General features: G+C 66.7%; 13 protein-coding genes and 1 tRNA gene. 7 read left to right on the forward strand and 7 right to left on the reverse strand.

Translation table 11 applies throughout. The features are described 5' to 3' along the window. Positions 1-20: 20 nt before the first annotated feature. Both I6F28_RS28630 and acs read right to left on the reverse strand, forming a co-directional pair. Positions 21-536, reverse strand: coding sequence for a L,D-transpeptidase (locus tag I6F28_RS28630; protein ID WP_036024233.1), 516 nt, complete (start codon positions 534-536; stop codon positions 21-23). Positions 537-978: 442 nt separating this feature from the next. Beyond that, on the reverse strand, positions 979-2,925 hold the full coding sequence (acs, locus tag I6F28_RS28635) for an acetate--CoA ligase (protein ID WP_225142325.1): 1,947 nt from the start codon (positions 2,923-2,925) through the stop codon (positions 979-981). A 392-nt stretch (positions 2,926-3,317) separates the two neighbouring features. Between acs and I6F28_RS28640 the strand changes: the two genes are divergently transcribed. Then, positions 3,318-4,487, forward strand: coding sequence for a DNA topoisomerase IB (locus I6F28_RS28640; RefSeq protein WP_036024230.1), 1,170 nt, complete (start codon positions 3,318-3,320; stop codon positions 4,485-4,487). 37 nt (positions 4,488-4,524) lie between these two features. Here I6F28_RS28640 and I6F28_RS28645 read toward each other — a convergent pair whose 3' ends face one another. Next, positions 4,525-4,980 (reverse strand): SRPBCC family protein, encoded by a 456-nt coding sequence (locus I6F28_RS28645; RefSeq protein WP_036038831.1) that lies wholly within the window; start codon positions 4,978-4,980, stop codon positions 4,525-4,527. Between the two features lie 101 nt (positions 4,981-5,081). Here I6F28_RS28645 and I6F28_RS28650 point away from each other — a divergent pair, with 101 nt between their 5' ends. Next, complete coding sequence (locus I6F28_RS28650) at positions 5,082-6,176, forward strand: adenylate/guanylate cyclase domain-containing protein (RefSeq protein WP_225142358.1); 1,095 nt, start codon at positions 5,082-5,084, stop codon at positions 6,174-6,176. 92 nt (positions 6,177-6,268) lie between these two features. On the opposite strand, the gene I6F28_RS28655 is transcribed toward I6F28_RS28650, so the two are convergent. From I6F28_RS28655 to tsaD, 3 genes are read right to left on the reverse strand one after another with little or no spacing between them, the layout of a single operon-like run. Beyond that, positions 6,269-6,682, reverse strand: a complete 414-nt coding sequence (locus I6F28_RS28655) for an EVE domain-containing protein (RefSeq protein WP_036002930.1) — start codon at positions 6,680-6,682, stop codon at positions 6,269-6,271. Positions 6,683-6,684: 2 nt separating this feature from the next. Then, positions 6,685-7,665, reverse strand: coding sequence for an NAD(P)H-dependent glycerol-3-phosphate dehydrogenase (locus I6F28_RS28660; RefSeq protein WP_109141995.1), 981 nt, complete (start codon positions 7,663-7,665; stop codon positions 6,685-6,687). Positions 7,666-7,667: 2 nt separating this feature from the next. Beyond that, positions 7,668-8,735 carry a tRNA (adenosine(37)-N6)-threonylcarbamoyltransferase complex transferase subunit TsaD gene (tsaD, locus tag I6F28_RS28665; protein ID WP_225142360.1) on the reverse strand — a complete coding sequence of 356 codons (1,068 nt, stop codon included), beginning with the start codon at positions 8,733-8,735 and terminating at the stop codon, positions 7,668-7,670. A gap of 157 nt (positions 8,736-8,892) precedes the next feature. Here tsaD and I6F28_RS28670 point away from each other — a divergent pair, with 157 nt between their 5' ends. The 5 genes from I6F28_RS28670 (at position 8,893) to I6F28_RS28690 (ending at position 13,470) form a co-directional block, all read left to right on the forward strand. Continuing rightward, positions 8,893-9,639 carry a uroporphyrinogen-III synthase gene (locus I6F28_RS28670; RefSeq protein ID WP_225142327.1) on the forward strand — a complete coding sequence of 249 codons (747 nt, stop codon included), beginning with the start codon at positions 8,893-8,895 and terminating at the stop codon, positions 9,637-9,639. Positions 9,640-9,703: 64 nt separating this feature from the next. Beyond that, the gene (locus tag I6F28_RS28675; RefSeq protein ID WP_225142328.1) at positions 9,704-10,924 is read left to right on the forward strand and encodes a COG4223 family protein; all 1,221 of its coding nucleotides are present in this window, start codon (positions 9,704-9,706) and stop codon (positions 10,922-10,924) included. 35 nt (positions 10,925-10,959) lie between these two features. After that, positions 10,960-12,759 (forward strand): heme biosynthesis protein HemY, encoded by a 1,800-nt coding sequence (locus I6F28_RS28680; protein ID WP_225142330.1) that lies wholly within the window; start codon positions 10,960-10,962, stop codon positions 12,757-12,759. 99 nt (positions 12,760-12,858) lie between these two features. Beyond that, a tRNA-Thr gene (locus I6F28_RS28685) sits at positions 12,859-12,934 on the forward strand. Between the two features lie 143 nt (positions 12,935-13,077). Continuing rightward, entirely contained in the window at positions 13,078-13,470 is a 393-nt protein-coding gene (locus I6F28_RS28690) for a hypothetical protein (protein WP_225142332.1), read from the forward strand. A 132-nt stretch (positions 13,471-13,602) separates the two neighbouring features. On the opposite strand, the gene I6F28_RS28695 is transcribed toward I6F28_RS28690, so the two are convergent. Then, positions 13,603-14,658 (reverse strand): polysaccharide deacetylase family protein, encoded by a 1,056-nt coding sequence (locus I6F28_RS28695; protein ID WP_225142333.1) that lies wholly within the window; start codon positions 14,656-14,658, stop codon positions 13,603-13,605. Between the last annotated feature and the right edge of the window lie 134 nt (positions 14,659-14,792).

The raw sequence follows: 14,792 nt of genomic DNA on the forward strand, positions 1-14,792 counted from the left end.
ATCTCGGCTGATTCAGGCGATCAGCGCGTCACGACCACCGTCGTGCCGACGGAGACGCGGCCGTAGAGATCGGTGATGTCGTCGTTGAGCATGCGGATGCAGCCATAGGAGACGAAGCCGCCGATCGAGCCCGGCACGTTGGTGCCGTGGATCGCATATTCGCCGCCGGCGAGCGTCATCGCCGCAACGCCCATCGGGTTGCGCGGCGAGCCGCCCGGAATGACGTCGGGGATACCAGGCTTGTCGCGCTTCACCTCGGCGGGCGGCGCCCAGGCCGGATTGAGATATTTGCCGTCGATCTTCGTGGTGCCGGCCCACTGCTTGCCGGCTTTGCCGACGCCGACCGGATAGCGCACGGCCTGGCCGTTCCCGAGGATGAGATAAAGCCGCCGCTCGCTGGTTTTGACCACGATGGTGCCCGGCGAATAGTCGGCCAGGTGCGCCCCCACCATTTCCGGCCGCGCCTGCGCCGCCGTCGACGTCAAGGCCCCAGCCGCGATGGTGGCGGCCAGCGCCACCGCAATCCTCATCGACATCGATGCTTCCCCTTGCCCAAAACGGATCGTCCAAAATGACGCAGAACCGGCAATCGTCGCCGCACCAAGCCCTCGTCGATGCTCATTCTTAACCGCGCCCGTTAACCCAATGGTTTCCAGCCGCGGCTGCCGAGGGCCGGCCAGCAGGGGGAACAAAGAAAATGTTCGAAATAAAGTAAATGACCTGAAAACAACACTCGGCGGGAAAGATGCAGGCGCGCTGCCGCGCCCGCTGACAACAGCGTGAGGGTGTGAATGGCCGTTGGTTGAGAGGGCGCGCTGGCGCGAAAACTAATCGCGTGTCCCGGATGCGCTGCAGCGTGAAACGCTGCTGCGCAGAGCCGGGATCCAGGAAGCTACACGTTCTGACGTTTAGATGGGCCCCGGCTCAGCAGCGCACCGCTGAAGGAGCGCTGCGCCGCGTCCGGGGCACGAACTCGCCTTACGCCGACTTCTTGTTCTGCCGGTTCTTGACGAGATCATCGACAACGGCGGGATCGGCGAGCGTCGAGGTGTCGCCGAGGCTGCCCGGCTCGTCCTCGGCGATCTTGCGCAGGATGCGGCGCATGATCTTGCCGGAGCGGGTCTTGGGCAGGCCCGGGGCGAACTGGATCTGGTCGGGCGAGGCGATCGGGCCGATCTCCTTGCGCACCCAGGTGACGAGCTCCTTGCGCAGCTCGTCGCTCGGCTGCACGCCGGCCATCAGGGTGACATAGGCGTAGATGCCCTGACCCTTGATGTCGTGCGGGAAGCCGACGACGGCGGCTTCCGACACCTTCTCATGCGCGACCAGCGCGCTCTCGACTTCGGCGGTGCCCATGCGGTGGCCGGAGACGTTGATGACGTCGTCGACGCGGCCGGTGATCCAGTAATAGCCGTCGGCGTCGCGGCGGCAGCCGTCGCCGGTGAAGTATTTGCCCTTGTAGGTCGAGAAGTAAGTTTGTTCGAAGCGGGCGTGGTCGCCGTAGACCGTGCGCATCTGGCCGGGCCAGGACCGCGTCAGGCAGAGATTGCCTGATGTCTCCCCTTCCAGCACCTTGCCGTCGGCATCGACGATTTCAGGCACCACGCCGAAGAACGGTTGCGTCGCCGAGCCGGGCTTCAGCTTGGTCGCGCCCGGCAGCGGCGTGATCAGAATGCCGCCGGTCTCGGTCTGCCACCACGTGTCGACGATCGGGCAGCGGTCGTCGCCGACGACGCGGTGATACCACTCCCAGGCTTCGGGATTGATGGGCTCGCCGACCGAGCCGAGCAGGCGGAGCGAGGCGCGCGAGGTCTTCTTCACCGGTTCGTCGCCGGACTGCATCAGCGCGCGGATTGCGGTCGGCGCGGTGTAGAAGATGTTGACTTTGTGCTTGTCGATGACGTTCCAGAACCGCGAATTATCCGGATAATTGGGCACGCCCTCGAACATCAGCGTGGTCGCGCCGTTGGCGAGCGGCCCATAGAGAATGTAGCTGTGGCCGGTGACCCAGCCGACGTCGGCGGTGCACCAGTAGATGTCGCCGTCGTGATAGTCGAAGACGTATTGATGCGTCATCGAGGCGAACACGAGATAGCCGCCGGAGGTGTGCAGCACGCCCTTGGGCTGGCCGGTCGAGCCCGACGTGTAAAGGATGAACAGCGGATCCTCGGCGTGCATGTGCTCGACCGGGCATTCCGTGGTCACCATCGCCGCGGCCTCGTGGTACCAGAGGTCGCGCGTGGGGTTCATGTCGACCTTGGCACCGGTGCGCTTGACCACGACGACCCAGTCGACGCCGTCGGCCTTGCTAAGCGCCGCATCGACATTGGCCTTCAGCGGCACCTTCTTGCCGCCGCGTAGGCCTTCGTCCGCGGTGATGATCACATTGGATTGGCAGTCGTTGATGCGTTGGGCGAGGCTGTCAGGTGAGAAGCCCGCGAACACCACGGAGTGGATCGCGCCGATCCGCGCGCAGGCCAGCATTGCATAGGCGGCCTCGGGAATCATCGGCAGGTAGATGGTGACGCGGTCGCCCTTCCCGACGTTGCGGGTGCGCAGGATGTTGGCCATCCGGCAGACCTCGTCATGCAGCTCCTTGTAGGTGATGTGCTTGGACTGCGAGGGATCGTCGCCCTCCCAGATGATCGCGGTCTGGTTGGCGCGTTTGGCGAGATGCCGGTCGATGCAATTGTAGGCGACGTTCAGGATGCCGTCCTCGAACCATTTGATCGAGATGTTGCCCGGCGCGAACGAGACGTTCTCGATTTTCGTCGGCGCCTTCATCCAGTCGATGCGCTTGGCCTGCTCCGCCCAGAAACCGTTCGGGTCCGAGATCGAACGGGCGTACATCTCCTTGTACTTGGCCTGGTCGACCCAGGCGCGCTTCGCCCACTCCGCGGGGATATCGTAGATCTTCTCGGACATGCTTCCCTCCACATGCGGCAAGCTCAGGCAATGCCGACATCATCATTTGATGGATTATGCGTCGGGCTAACCGGACCCGACAAGGAGCACAAGCTGGACCTTCGGCGGGCAGCTGGCCATGCGAAGGATCAAGGTCCGGAAGGCCCGCTGTCGCAAATCTGAAACAGGGCCGACGAGCACTTTCCGGCTCTTCACCCAAACCGCCAGAACAGAGACCGCAGAGCCCCCATGCGGCGAGGAGAGGTATTTAGTAACCTCTTCTCACTGATTCGGGACTCGCAATCGTGTTCGGAACACCCTAAATGGCCAACCCGGGTCCAAAGAGACCCCTTGGAACAAAAATCACAACAGCGGCATTGATCGACAACAGGACAGGGCTAAGGCGTAAGACCATGATGGATCAGCAGAATCTCGGGACGATACGGCCCGCTTCAGCCGATCCTGCAGCCATTGCCCTAGCCAAGGCCCTCGGACAATGGCCGAAACCGACCGGTTTCAGGCGCCCGAGCCCCAAGAAGACCTACGACGCGGCGCCTGCGGCGACGGTCGAGGCCCTCGCCAAGGAGCTCGGCTTGCGGCTCGGCGACCAGAACGAGCTGACCATCCGTCGTATCAGGCGCGGCAAGGGCTATTCCTTCGTCCGCCCCAACGGTGCGCATATCCGCGACGCCCGCACCATCCGGCGGCTGCATTCCATGGCGGTGCCGCCGGCCTATCGCGAGGTGCGCTACTCCGCCGACCCGAACTCGCATCTGCAGGCCGTCGGCCGCGATGCCGCGGGCCGGCTGCAATACCGCTATCACGCCGACTGGGAGAAGGTCCGCGAGCAGCGCAAGGCGCATCGCCTGGCAAAGCTCGTCGGCGCGCTGCCGAAAATCCGGCGCAAGGTCTCGGCGTTCCTGTCAGGGGACGAGCCGACGCGCGAGTTCGCGCTCTCGGCCGTGATCGAGCTGATCGCGCGCACCGCGATCCGCCCCGGCAATGAATCCTACGCCCGCCTCAACGGCACCCGCGGCGCGACCACGCTGCTGAAGTCCAACGTCACGCTGGAAGACGATTGTTTCGTGCTGACCTTCAAGGCCAAGGGCGGTAAGGCGGTGCGCAAGGAGTGCGACGCCGCCAAGCTGGTGCGCGCCATCGGCATTTTGCAGAGCGTTCCCGGCAAGCGCATGTTCCAGTATCGCGATGCCTCCGGCATCGTGCGCGCGGTCAGCACCACCCAGGTGAACGCGTTTCTGCGCGAGATCGCCGGCATCAAGATTTCCCTGAAGGATTTCCGCACGCTGATGGCGTCCGCCGTCGTGGTGGAATCGCTGTCGCGGATCACGCCGGCGAGCAGCCAGCGCGGCCGCAAGAAGCAGGTGCTGGATGCGATCCGCGCCGCCGCCGACCAGCTCTCCAACACGCCGGCGATCTGCCGCAAGAGCTACGTCCACGACACCATCGTCACCGCCTTCGAGGAGGGCATCCTCGAGCGCTTCGCCGCGACCATGACGGGTCAGCGCTCGCAGGCCAGGCGCGAGCAGCTGCTGGCGCAGGTGGTGGCAACCGCGGCGGTGTAACGACACGGCCGTAGCAACCTGATAGTTGCTACAAGAGCTACGTCCTGGCCGAGACACCCTTGTCAGGACCGGGATCGCCGCCTGCGGCTGCGATCGTGAGCCGCTTAAGGTAGTGCGCCCAACCCGTTGCATGAGCGGCCGCCTGCGCTTCGTTCGGCAGGCCGCTATGGGTCATGCGCAGCAGCGTGCCGCCGTCCTGCTCGATCAGGTCGATCTCGATCAGGCTCGAGCCGGGCGGCACTTCCTGACCACCCTCCCAGCCGAACGTATAGGCCAGACGATGCACCGGCACGACCTCGCGGAACGCGCCGCGGGCGGCGGCGCCGTCCGGGCTGACGCCCTTGAGCAGGTAGAGCCCGCCGGGATAAGGCTCCGTGGTTGCGTCGGAGCCCATCCAGCTCAGGATCTTTTCGGGGTCGGTGAGGTAGGCGAAGACAGTGGCGCGCGGGGCCGCGATCTGGGTCTCGCGTCGCACTATGAATGGCTCGGGCATCGGCGATCATCCCTGGTCTGACGATGGGACATGGCGGCGGCCCTGCGCTCCGTCAAGGATTGCCCGTGGCAAAGACGGCCCTGTTTCGCCATGATCGCCGGATGCAGCTCTCGCCGACCCTCGCCTGGCTCCTCGATGCGGCCTCGGATTGTCGCGGGGCCGACCACCTGCTCGCGGAGCTCGGCGCGCATCTGGCCGCCGATGGCGTGCCGCTCGCGGCAGGCGCCCTGACGCTGGAGGTGCCGCATCCGCTGATCGCGAAGCGGACCTGGCTGTGGCGTGCCGACAGCGGCCAGGTGATCGAAGCGCTCGGCTTCGCCCCGGGCGGCCTCGCGCCCGATCCACCCGACGACGCCGGCCGCCGCTGGCTGCGCGATATCGCGGGCGGCGAGGTGCATGAAGATGTCGCCGGACGGCCCGATGGCCCGCTGCTCGGCTGGATCGGGCCGCGTCCGTTCACGGCGGATGAGATCGAGCAATTGCGTCAGGCCGCGCGTTTCGCCGCAACGCCGCTGGCCGTGCTCGCCGCGCGCGCCACCTTGCGGGCAACGCTCGATGCATACCTTGGCACGCGCAGCGCGGAGCGGGTCCTGGCGGCGCCTCTGCGCCGCGATCTCGGCGAGACCATCCAGGCGGCACTGCTCTATGCGGACCTGCGCAATTTCACGAACCTGTCGGAGACCGTCCCGCCGGCCGCTGTCATCGCGGCGCTCGACGCGTGGTTCGATCGCATCGCCGGCGCGGTTCACGCCTTCGGCGGCGAGGTGCTGAAATTCATCGGCGACGGCGTGCTCGCGATCTTTCCGGTGCTCGAGGCGTCCCCGCGCCGCGCCTGTGACGCTGCTTTGCGCGCGGCAAGCGCAGCCGAAGCCGGGATGGCGTATCTCAACAAGGAGCGCCGCGCGCAAGGGCTGCCGCCTTTGTCGTTTGGCGCCGCGCTCCATCTCGGCGAGATGCTCTGGGGCAATATCGGCGCCGCGAACCGGCTCGACTTCACCGCGATCGGCCCCGCCGTCAACCTCGCCAGCCGTCTGGAGGGATTGTGCAAGCCGCTGGGCCGGACGGTGCTGGTGTCGGGCGCGCTCGCCGCCGAGACAGAGATGCCGCTGGTTGCGCTTGGGACGCATGAGCTGCGCGGCATTGCCGCGCCGTGCGAGGTGTTTGCGCTGGAGGAGTCGCAAGCCCGGATATCGTAGCCCGGATGGAGCGAACCGTAATCCGGGATCGGGCTTCAATCGAGACTTTCCCGGATTGCGCTGCGCTCCATCCGGGCTACGAAACGACGTAACTACATCCCGCCCATCTTGCAGACGAGCTTCCACTCCTCTGCCGTCACCGGCTGCACGGAGAGGCGCGAATATTTCACCAGCGCCATATCCGCGAGCTTCTTCTCCGCCTTGATCGCGGCCATCGTCACCGGCGTCTTCAGGGGCTTGTCGGCCTTGATGTCGACGCAGACGAATTTGCCGGTCTTGTCGGTTGGATCGGGATAGGCCTCCTTGATGATCTCGGCGATGCCGACGATCTCCTTGCCCTCGTTGGAATGATAGAAGAACGCCTTGTCGCCCTTCTTCATGCTCACGAGGTTCTGACGGGCGGTGAAATTGCGCACGCCGGTCCAGGCCTCGCCCTTGGCGCCCTTCGCAACCTGCTGGTCCCAGGACCACACCGACGGTTCGGATTTCACGAGCCAGTACGCCATGCTTATTCCTCTGCCTTGAAGGGGCGCGTCATCAGCGCCGAGATCGCGGCATCGATCGTGCTTTTGCCGCTCAGGATCGATGCGACCGCCTCAGATACCGGCAACTCGATGTTTTGCGAAGCGGCGAGCTCGATCAGCACGGGGGCGGTGAACTCGCCCTCGGCGAGCTTGCCGGCGGGAGGCTGCTCGCCGCGGCCGAGCGCGAGGCCGAGCGCGAAGTTGCGCGATTGCGGGCTCGAGCAGGTCAGAATGAGATCACCGAGGCCCGACAGGCCGGTGAGCGTCTCGCTGCGTGCGCCGAGCGCACGGCCGAGGCGCGTCAGCTCGGCAAAGCCGCGGGTCGTGAGCGCCGCCTGCGCGGAGGCGCCAAGCTCGCGCCCGACCGCAATGCCGACCGCGATCGCCAGCACATTCTTGGCGGCGCCACCGATCTCGACGCCGCGAATGTCGGTGGAGTGATAGGGGCGGAATGTCGGCGAGCCCAGCGCCTGTACCAGGCTGCTGGCGAGCGCCTCATCGCCTGCCGCCAGGGTCACTGCCGTCGGCAGGCCGCGTGCGACATCGTCGGCAAAGCTCGGCCCCGACAGGATCGCCGGCTGCGCGTGCGGCGCGGCCTCGGCGATCACGTCGGTCATGAACTTATGGGTGCCGTGCTCGATACCCTTGGCGCAGGCGACGATCGGCACCGCCTTCTTGATGTGCGAGGCCAGCATGTTGACCGCGCCGCGCAAATGTTGCGCCGGCGTTGCGATCAGCAGCATGTCCGCACGCGCGGCGAGCGCCAGATCGCTCGTCACGACGAGCTCAGGCACGATCCGAATCCCGGGCAGCCGCGGATTGTCGCGCGTCGATGCGATCCGCGCGGCGTGCTCGGCATTGCGTGCCCACAGCGTCACGTTTCGCCCTGCTCGCGCCGCCACCGTCGCCAGCGCCGTACCCCAGGCGCCCGCGCCGATCACTGCGACGGATTGGAGAGCGGTCATCCCTAGAATCCCGCCCGAGTCTTGCCGTAGCCCGCGGGCGCGGTCGCGTTGGCATCGAGCAGCCAGCGTGCGCGCGGCTGCGCGTCCATCGTGTCGGTCAGGCCAAGCGCCAGGCGCTCGGCGCCGGCCCAGGCGATCATGGCGCCGTTGTCGGTGCACAGCGCGGGCGGTGGCATGATCAGCTGCGTCCCGGCCTGCTTCGCGACATCGTCAAGCGCGCCGCGGATCGCCTGATTGGCGGCAACGCCGCCGGCGGCGACCAGCGCGCGCGGTGCGCCGAACTGCTCGCGGAAAAGCTTCAGGCCGACGCTCAGCCGGTCGGCCGTTGAATCGAGCACGGCGGCCTGGAAGCTCGCGCAGAGATCGCTGATGTCCTGCGGCGTGAGCTCGGCCAGCCGGCTCGCTTCGGTGCGCACCGCCGTCTTCAGTCCCGACAGCGAGAAATTGGCATCGGGGCGCCCCTGCATCGGCCGGGGAAACGCAAAGCGCGTGGCATCGCCACCTGCCGCCGCGCGCTCGACCTGCGGGCCGCCGGGATAGGGCAGGGCCAGCATCTTCGCGACCTTGTCGAAGGCCTCGCCGATGGCGTCGTCAACCGTGGTGCCAAGCCGCACATATTGGCCGACACCGGTGACCGCGACGATCTGGGTATGGCCGCCGGAGGCGAGGAAGAGGCAATAGGGAAATTCGATGCCGTCGGTGAGACGCGGCGTCAACGCATGCGCTTCGAGATGGTTCACCGCGACCAGCGGCGTGTCGTGCACCATCGCGATCGCCTTCGCGGTGGTGAGCCCAACGATGACGCCGCCGATCAGCCCGGGCCCCGCGGCCGCCGCGACGCCGTCGAGCTGAGCATAATCGATGCCGGCCTCGTTCATGGCGCGGTCGATGATCCCATCGAGCACGTCGACATGCGCGCGCGCGGCGATCTCCGGCACCACGCCGCCGAAGCGGGCATGCTCCTCGATCTGCGACCGCACGATGTTGGACAGGATCTTGCCCTTGCCGTCGGCCGCGTGTTCGATCACGGCCGCGGCGGTCTCGTCGCAGGTGGTTTCGATGCCCAGCACCAGCATTGGCGAATTGTTATCCAATTTGCGCCCTTGCGCTCATCCATAAAGCAGAGTTCTGGTACGTCCGGTAGCATCCCGGGGTCGGCTTGCGCAATCGTCACGCGCAGCGGTTCTGGTCAATGCGTCACCGCCACATGGTCCGGGAACAGCAGCGATGTCCATTCTTGTCACACGGCCGCATCCCGACAATGCGGCGACGGCGGACAATCTGCGTACGCGCGGGCATACGGTACTGCTTGCGCCGGCGCTCAAGCTCGAGCCGGTCGCCTTCCAAGGCGAGAGCGAAGTTTCTTATGATGCCGTTCTCGTCACCTCGGCCAACGCGATTCGCGCCATAGCGCCGCAATTGCCGGACCTCGGTCTGCTGGTGCTGCCATTGTTCGCGGTCGGCGAACATACGGCTGCAGCGGCGCGAGAGGCTGGTTTTGCCGAGGTGATCGTCGCCGGGGGCGACGCCGCGTCCTTGCGCGACAAGGTGATGCAGAGCGCGTGCGACAAGGTGTTGAAGAAAAACAGCACGCTGCTGTATCTGGCGGGCGCGGATCTGTCGCGCGATCTTGGCGGCGAGCTCGGCGCGGGAGGTTTCCGCGTGGTGACGCAGACGACCTACCGCATGGCGCCGGTGAAGCATCTGCCGCGCGAGGTGTGCGAGGGCTTTGCCGCCCACGGGATCGAGGCGGTGCTGCACTACTCCCGGCGCAGCGCACGTGCGTTCCTCGATGCGGCGCGGGACGAAGGTGTCGAAATTTCGGCGCTGGCGATCCCGCATTGCTGCCTGTCCGAGACCGTTGCGGGCGTGCTGCGCGATGCCGGCGCGTCACAGGTTCTGGTGGCCGCAACGCCGGACGAAACTGCCTTATTCGACACCTTGGAGCGTGCGTTGCGGACCCGTTTGGCGTAAAGGTCGGGCCGAATCCGACGCAATCTAATCCATCCCTGGTATGGAAGTGTGAGGAACCGTCACGATGGCCGACGACAAGCCTGAAGACGCTGGATTGGCGCCCGATCCGGGTCGTGCCAAGCGCACCCCGCCCACCATCGACCTCGAGGCGACGGAAGTCTCGACCCAGCCGCAGCAGGTCGCGGGCGAGCCCGAGGCATCCGAGCATGTCGCGCAGGAGCAGGTCAGGGTGGAAGAGCCCGGCTCGGAACAGGTCAAGGCCGAGCCTCAGTCCGAATCGGCAGAGCAGCAGACGTCCGCGGCGGCGCCTGTATCGGCGCCGATTTCGCCCTGGGTCGTCGCGCCGTTCTCCGGCGTTGCCGCGGCTGCGGTCGTGATCGCAGTCGGCTGGATGCTGGGCTGGCCCGCGGTGCAGGCCCCGCCGGCCGCGCCGCAGGTCACCAGTGCGACCGTCGATGCGCTGAGCGGACGCGTTGCCGCGGTCGAAGCCAGGGCCGCGAGGCCGGCGGCCGATCCGGCCCAAGTCGCGCGGATCGACGCGTTGGAGAAAGCGGCGAGCGCACTGCGCGGCGACATCGCCAATTTGCGCGCACAGTTCGATAAGACGGCGAGCGCGCTGAACGACGCGAAATCCGCGTCGCCGAGTGCCGCGCCCGATCTTGCCGCGCTCATCGACCGCATCGCTCAGCTCGAGCGCGCCAGCAAGACCGAGCGGGCCGAGCTTGCGCAGCAGGGCGAGAAGATCGCCGAGGCCAAGACGATGGACGACAAGCCGCTCCGCTATGTGGTGGCGGCGTCCCTGCTCGACGTTGCCGTTCGCCACGGCGATCCCTATCAATCGCAATTGGCGGCGGCGCGGTCGCTGGCGACCAAGCCCGATATGCTCAAGCCGCTCGAGGCGTTTGCATCGTCCGGCATCCCGACATCGGCGGCGCTGAGCCGCGAGCTCCTCAATATCGTGCCGAAGCTGTCGCCGCCGGCTGAAGCTCCGTCGAGCGAGGCCGGCATTGTCGAGCGGCTCCAGGCCGGCGCGTCAAAGCTCGTGCGGATCGAGCGCACCGATGGCGTCGGCAACGATCGCGGCGCCATCGTGACGCGCGTCACGGCGGCGGCGCTCCGTAGCGATTTCGCCGAAGCGCGGCGCGAGCTGAAGACGCTGCCCGAGGCTGATCGTGCTCCGGCGCAGGCCTGGCTCGACAAAGCCGACGCCCGCGACGCCGCGCTCGCCGCGTCCCGCAAATTCGCCGACGATGCCATGGCGGATCTCGCCAAATCTACTCAATAAGATTCGCGCAACAATCGGCGCGTATAGGGATCGCCATGCTTCGCATCGTCCTCTTTCTCGTCTTGATCGCACTGGCGGCGGCCGGCGCGGCCTGGGTCGCCGACCAGTCCGGCGACCTCGTCCTGACCGCGGGCAGCTTCCGCATCTCGACGACGCTGCCGAGGTTCGTGTTCTTGCTCGGCCTTTTCGCCGCTTCCGTCGTGCTGGTCTGGAGTATCCTGACGACGATCTGGCGCATGCCGGGGCGCTTGCGCCGACGCCGTCATGACAAGCGCCATGCCCGCGGCCGTCATGCCATCACCCATGGCCTGCTCGCGATCGGCCACGGCGATTCCGCGCTCGCGCGCCGGCACGCCGAGACGGCGCGGCGGCATGCACCGAACGATCCGCTCGCACTGCTTTTGCACGCGCAGTCGGCGCAGCTCGAAGGCAATCGCGACGAGGCGCAACGCGTCTTCCGCGCCATGGCCGAACGCGAGGACACGCGGCTGCTCGGCCTGCGCGGTCTCTTCATCGAGGCGCAGCGCGCCGATGATGCGGTCGGCGCCGTGATGATTGCGGAGGAAGCGATCAAGCTGTCGCCGTCCGCGACCTGGGCCTCGCACGCGGTGCTCGGCTTCCGCTGCGCGCGCGGCGACTGGAGCGGCGCGCTCGCGATCCTCGATTCGAATCTGTCCGCGGGCCTGATCGACAAGCAGACCTATCGCCGGCAGCGCGGTGTGCTGCTCGCCGCGCGTGCGCTGGAGCTGGAAACGATGGACCGCGACGTCGCGCGCGAGAGCGTGCTGGAGGCGGTCAAGCTCGCGCCGACCCTGGTGCCGGCGGCCGTGCTCGCGGCAAAATTCGAGAGCGAGGCGCATCAGGTGCGCCGCGCCATGAAGCTGGTGGAAGCCGCCTGGCTCTCCAATCCGCATCCCGATCTCGCGGACGCCTATGCGCATGTGAAGCTCGGCGATTCCGCATGGCACCGCTTGCAGCGGGTAGAAACTCTCGCCGCGAAGACCCCCGCCGACAAGCCCGGTTATGTCGAAGGGCAGCTCGCGATCGCGCGTGCTGCGATCGAGGCCTCCGAGTTCGCCCGCGCGCGCGAGGTGCTCGCGCCTTATCTCAAGGATCCGACCCAGCGCGTCGCGCTGCTGATGGCCGAGATCGAGCGCACAGAGCATGGTGACGGCGGCCGCGCCCGCGCCTGGACCTTGCGCGCGGTGCGCGCCCGGCTCGATCCCGCCTGGACCGCGGACGGCTATGTCAGCGACCGCTGGCGTCCGGTCTCCCCGGTCACCGGTCGCCTCGATGCGTTCCAGTGGCAGGCGCCGGTCGCGAGCCTGCCCTCGGACAAGGGCCCCACGCTCGAATCCTCGGCCTTCGAGGAAGCCATGCTGGCCGCTCCGCCGCCGAAGCGGGTGACCGCCGCTCCCAGCGAAGCCGCGGTGGAACCGCCGGAGGTGGCCCCGCTGCCGGCACCGGCCGCGCAGGACAATTCACCCCCTCAGGCCAAGGACGCCGCGAAGGAGGCTACCAAGGAAGTGGCCAAGGAGACTGGGGAGCAAACTGCGAAGGTCGACGAGCCGGTCGTCACGCCCGCCGAGCCGGCGAATCCGGCTCCGGCGCCCGCCGAATCATCGCCGCCGGCGCCGACGCCGGTCTTCCGGACCCGGGCCGACCTCAGCAAGCCCGCATCGGCGCCGACCCAGACCGTCATCCCGATCGTCCGCGCACCGGACGATCCCGGGATCGACGACGACGGCCCAAGCGACGAATTTACGGAACAAATCGGCACGCCCAAAGCCCAGGCGGGCGGCTGGCGCGGATTCTGGTCCCGCTGGGGCGCGTGAGCGGTATTTCGCCTCCCGCTTGTCCTTGCCAATTCGGGCCATGCCCGATATCAGGGGCGCGCGTATCGGGGCCGGCATTGCTTTGGTCCCGGCAGGTTCGCCGCAATAGCTCAGTCGGTAGAGCACGTCATTCGTAATGACGGGGTCGGGGGTTCGAATCCCTCTTGCGGCACCAGCGCCCCGGTTCATCCGACCCCAAGCGCTCCGATGACCAGGCATCAGCCTGCATCAGGGCTCGCTCGGCTGCGTGATCGCGATCACATAATCGCAGACATGGCTCCCCTAACGTCCTGTCACGCCAACACGGGGAGACTTCACATGCGCAAGATCATTCTGATTGCCGCCATGCTGCTGGCTTCGGCCTCCGCCCAGGCAGGCGGCTCCCGCGGTCTGTCGCTGGCGGCGGCAGGCGAACAGACCTCCACTCCGCAAACCACGACATCGGCGAGCACCGTGACGGCGCAGGTGAGCGAAGCCGCGCCGGCCACCGAGGTTCAGAAATATCATGATCGTCCGCCGGCGGTGTCGCTCTCCGCGCCGACAGCGGCGACCACTCCGACGGTCACCACACCGGCGACGGCCTCCGCGCCGGTCACGACGCCCAAGCCCGCCGCCAAGACCACGGCAAAGGCGGACAAGCCGAAGCCCAAGCGCAGCTGGACCGAGCGCCGCATCATCAGCGAGCTGCATCGCCACGGCATCTATTGGTGAGGCGCCGACCTGTACCCTGATCTCGCCGTCATGCCCGGGCTTGACCCGGGTATCCACGTCGTCGCGCCTGATCCTAAAACGTGGATGGCCGGGACAAGCCCGGCCATGACGCAAGAGTTTTGGATTTGGCGCTTATTGCGAGATCGTTTGCACGACGCTCGCGATCGGACGGGAGTTCGTGCCTGCGGTCGGCACCTTCATGTCCTTCATCAGCGCCTCGTCATATTCCGGCAGCGTCTGGAGGCTCGTCTTGGCCTTCATCTGCACGACCTTGTAACCGCCGGCCTTCAGCCGCGCGAGCAGCGTCGGCAGGGCGAGGCCCGTGTTCTTCTGGAAGTCGTGCATCAGGATGATGCCCTTGCCGAGCTTGTCCAGCCTCGTCATCATGGTCTCGACGATCTTCTCCGGCGTCGCGCCCTTCCTGAAGTCGAAGGAGTCGATTTCGGTCGAGAACATCGCGACGTTGCGGGTGCCGAAATAGCTCACCATCGCGGGATTGTGCTGAAGCTGCGGAAAGCGGAAGAACGGCGCCGGGTTGGTGCCGAGCGCGAATTTCACTGCGCTGAAGCCCTTCTCAACCTCGTCCTTGACCTGCTGCTCGGTCAACTTCTTGCTGTTCAGATTGACATGCGACCAGGTGTGCGTGCCCACCGTGTGGCCCTGGGCCAGCACCTGCTTCAGGATCTCCGGATGGTAGGTCGCGTGCTTGCCGACCGAGAAGAACAGGCCCTTGGTGCATTCGTCCGCGAGCGCCTTCAGCACCGTGGGCGTGTTGACCGGCCACGGACCGTCGTCGAAGGTCAGCACGACCTCCTTCTCGGTCAGGAAGTCGAACTGCTTGAAATGCTCGAAGCCGAAGCCGGGGCCGCCCGTCGTGTCGATCTCGACGACGCGGGACACGCCCAGCGCGTTCGGATTGGCGCAGGCCTGCTTCGGCTGCATCGGCATGACCGGCACGGGGGCAGGTGCTGGAGCTGCTGCGGCCGGCTTGGCCGCGACGGCCGCGGTGGTCTCGACGTCGTCCTTGGCGGCGAGCTTCGCCTGTGCCGGCAATGGGTCGGCGGCACGGGCGGCAACTGTCTTGGGAGCGCCCTGGTCGGCGCGCGCGGAATAATAAAACCAACCGCCGGCGGCGATCACGACCGCCGCAACTACACTGGCCAGCATCAGGCCCAACGCATTACGCATCGTTACTCTTTCCAATTACGCAACCAAACCGGCGGAATTTCCCGCGCGACGAGCCATTAATGCGAAGTAAGAGTTAACGTGACACCAACACGACAGCGGTTGCGAAGGAATTTCAGTGGGCTGCGTCTGAGTGA

Source organism: Bradyrhizobium sp. NBAIM14 (assembly GCF_020193895.1).
Classification (GTDB): domain Bacteria; phylum Pseudomonadota; class Alphaproteobacteria; order Rhizobiales; family Xanthobacteraceae; genus Bradyrhizobium; species Bradyrhizobium yuanmingense.

Excerpts from the sequence above, each read along its gene's own strand:
- I6F28_RS28630 (WP_036024233.1), bottom strand. The coding sequence starts at position 536 with ATGTCGATGAGGATTGCGGTGGCGCTGGCCGCCACCATCGCGGCTGGG.
- acs (WP_225142325.1), bottom strand. The coding sequence starts at position 2,925 with ATGTCCGAGAAGATCTACGATATCCCCGCGGAGTGGGCGAAGCGCGCC.
- I6F28_RS28640 (WP_036024230.1), top strand. The coding sequence starts at position 3,318 with ATGATGGATCAGCAGAATCTCGGGACGATACGGCCCGCTTCAGCCGAT.
- I6F28_RS28645 (WP_036038831.1), bottom strand. The coding sequence starts at position 4,980 with ATGCCCGAGCCATTCATAGTGCGACGCGAGACCCAGATCGCGGCCCCG.
- I6F28_RS28650 (WP_225142358.1), top strand. The coding sequence starts at position 5,082 with ATGCAGCTCTCGCCGACCCTCGCCTGGCTCCTCGATGCGGCCTCGGAT.
- I6F28_RS28655 (WP_036002930.1), bottom strand. The coding sequence starts at position 6,682 with ATGGCGTACTGGCTCGTGAAATCCGAACCGTCGGTGTGGTCCTGGGAC.
- I6F28_RS28660 (WP_109141995.1), bottom strand. The coding sequence starts at position 7,665 with ATGACCGCTCTCCAATCCGTCGCAGTGATCGGCGCGGGCGCCTGGGGT.
- I6F28_RS28670 (WP_225142327.1), top strand. The coding sequence starts at position 8,893 with ATGTCCATTCTTGTCACACGGCCGCATCCCGACAATGCGGCGACGGCG.
- I6F28_RS28675 (WP_225142328.1), top strand. The coding sequence starts at position 9,704 with ATGGCCGACGACAAGCCTGAAGACGCTGGATTGGCGCCCGATCCGGGT.
- I6F28_RS28680 (WP_225142330.1), top strand. The coding sequence starts at position 10,960 with ATGCTTCGCATCGTCCTCTTTCTCGTCTTGATCGCACTGGCGGCGGCC.
- I6F28_RS28690 (WP_225142332.1), top strand. The coding sequence starts at position 13,078 with ATGCGCAAGATCATTCTGATTGCCGCCATGCTGCTGGCTTCGGCCTCC.
- I6F28_RS28695 (WP_225142333.1), bottom strand. The coding sequence starts at position 14,658 with ATGCGTAATGCGTTGGGCCTGATGCTGGCCAGTGTAGTTGCGGCGGTC.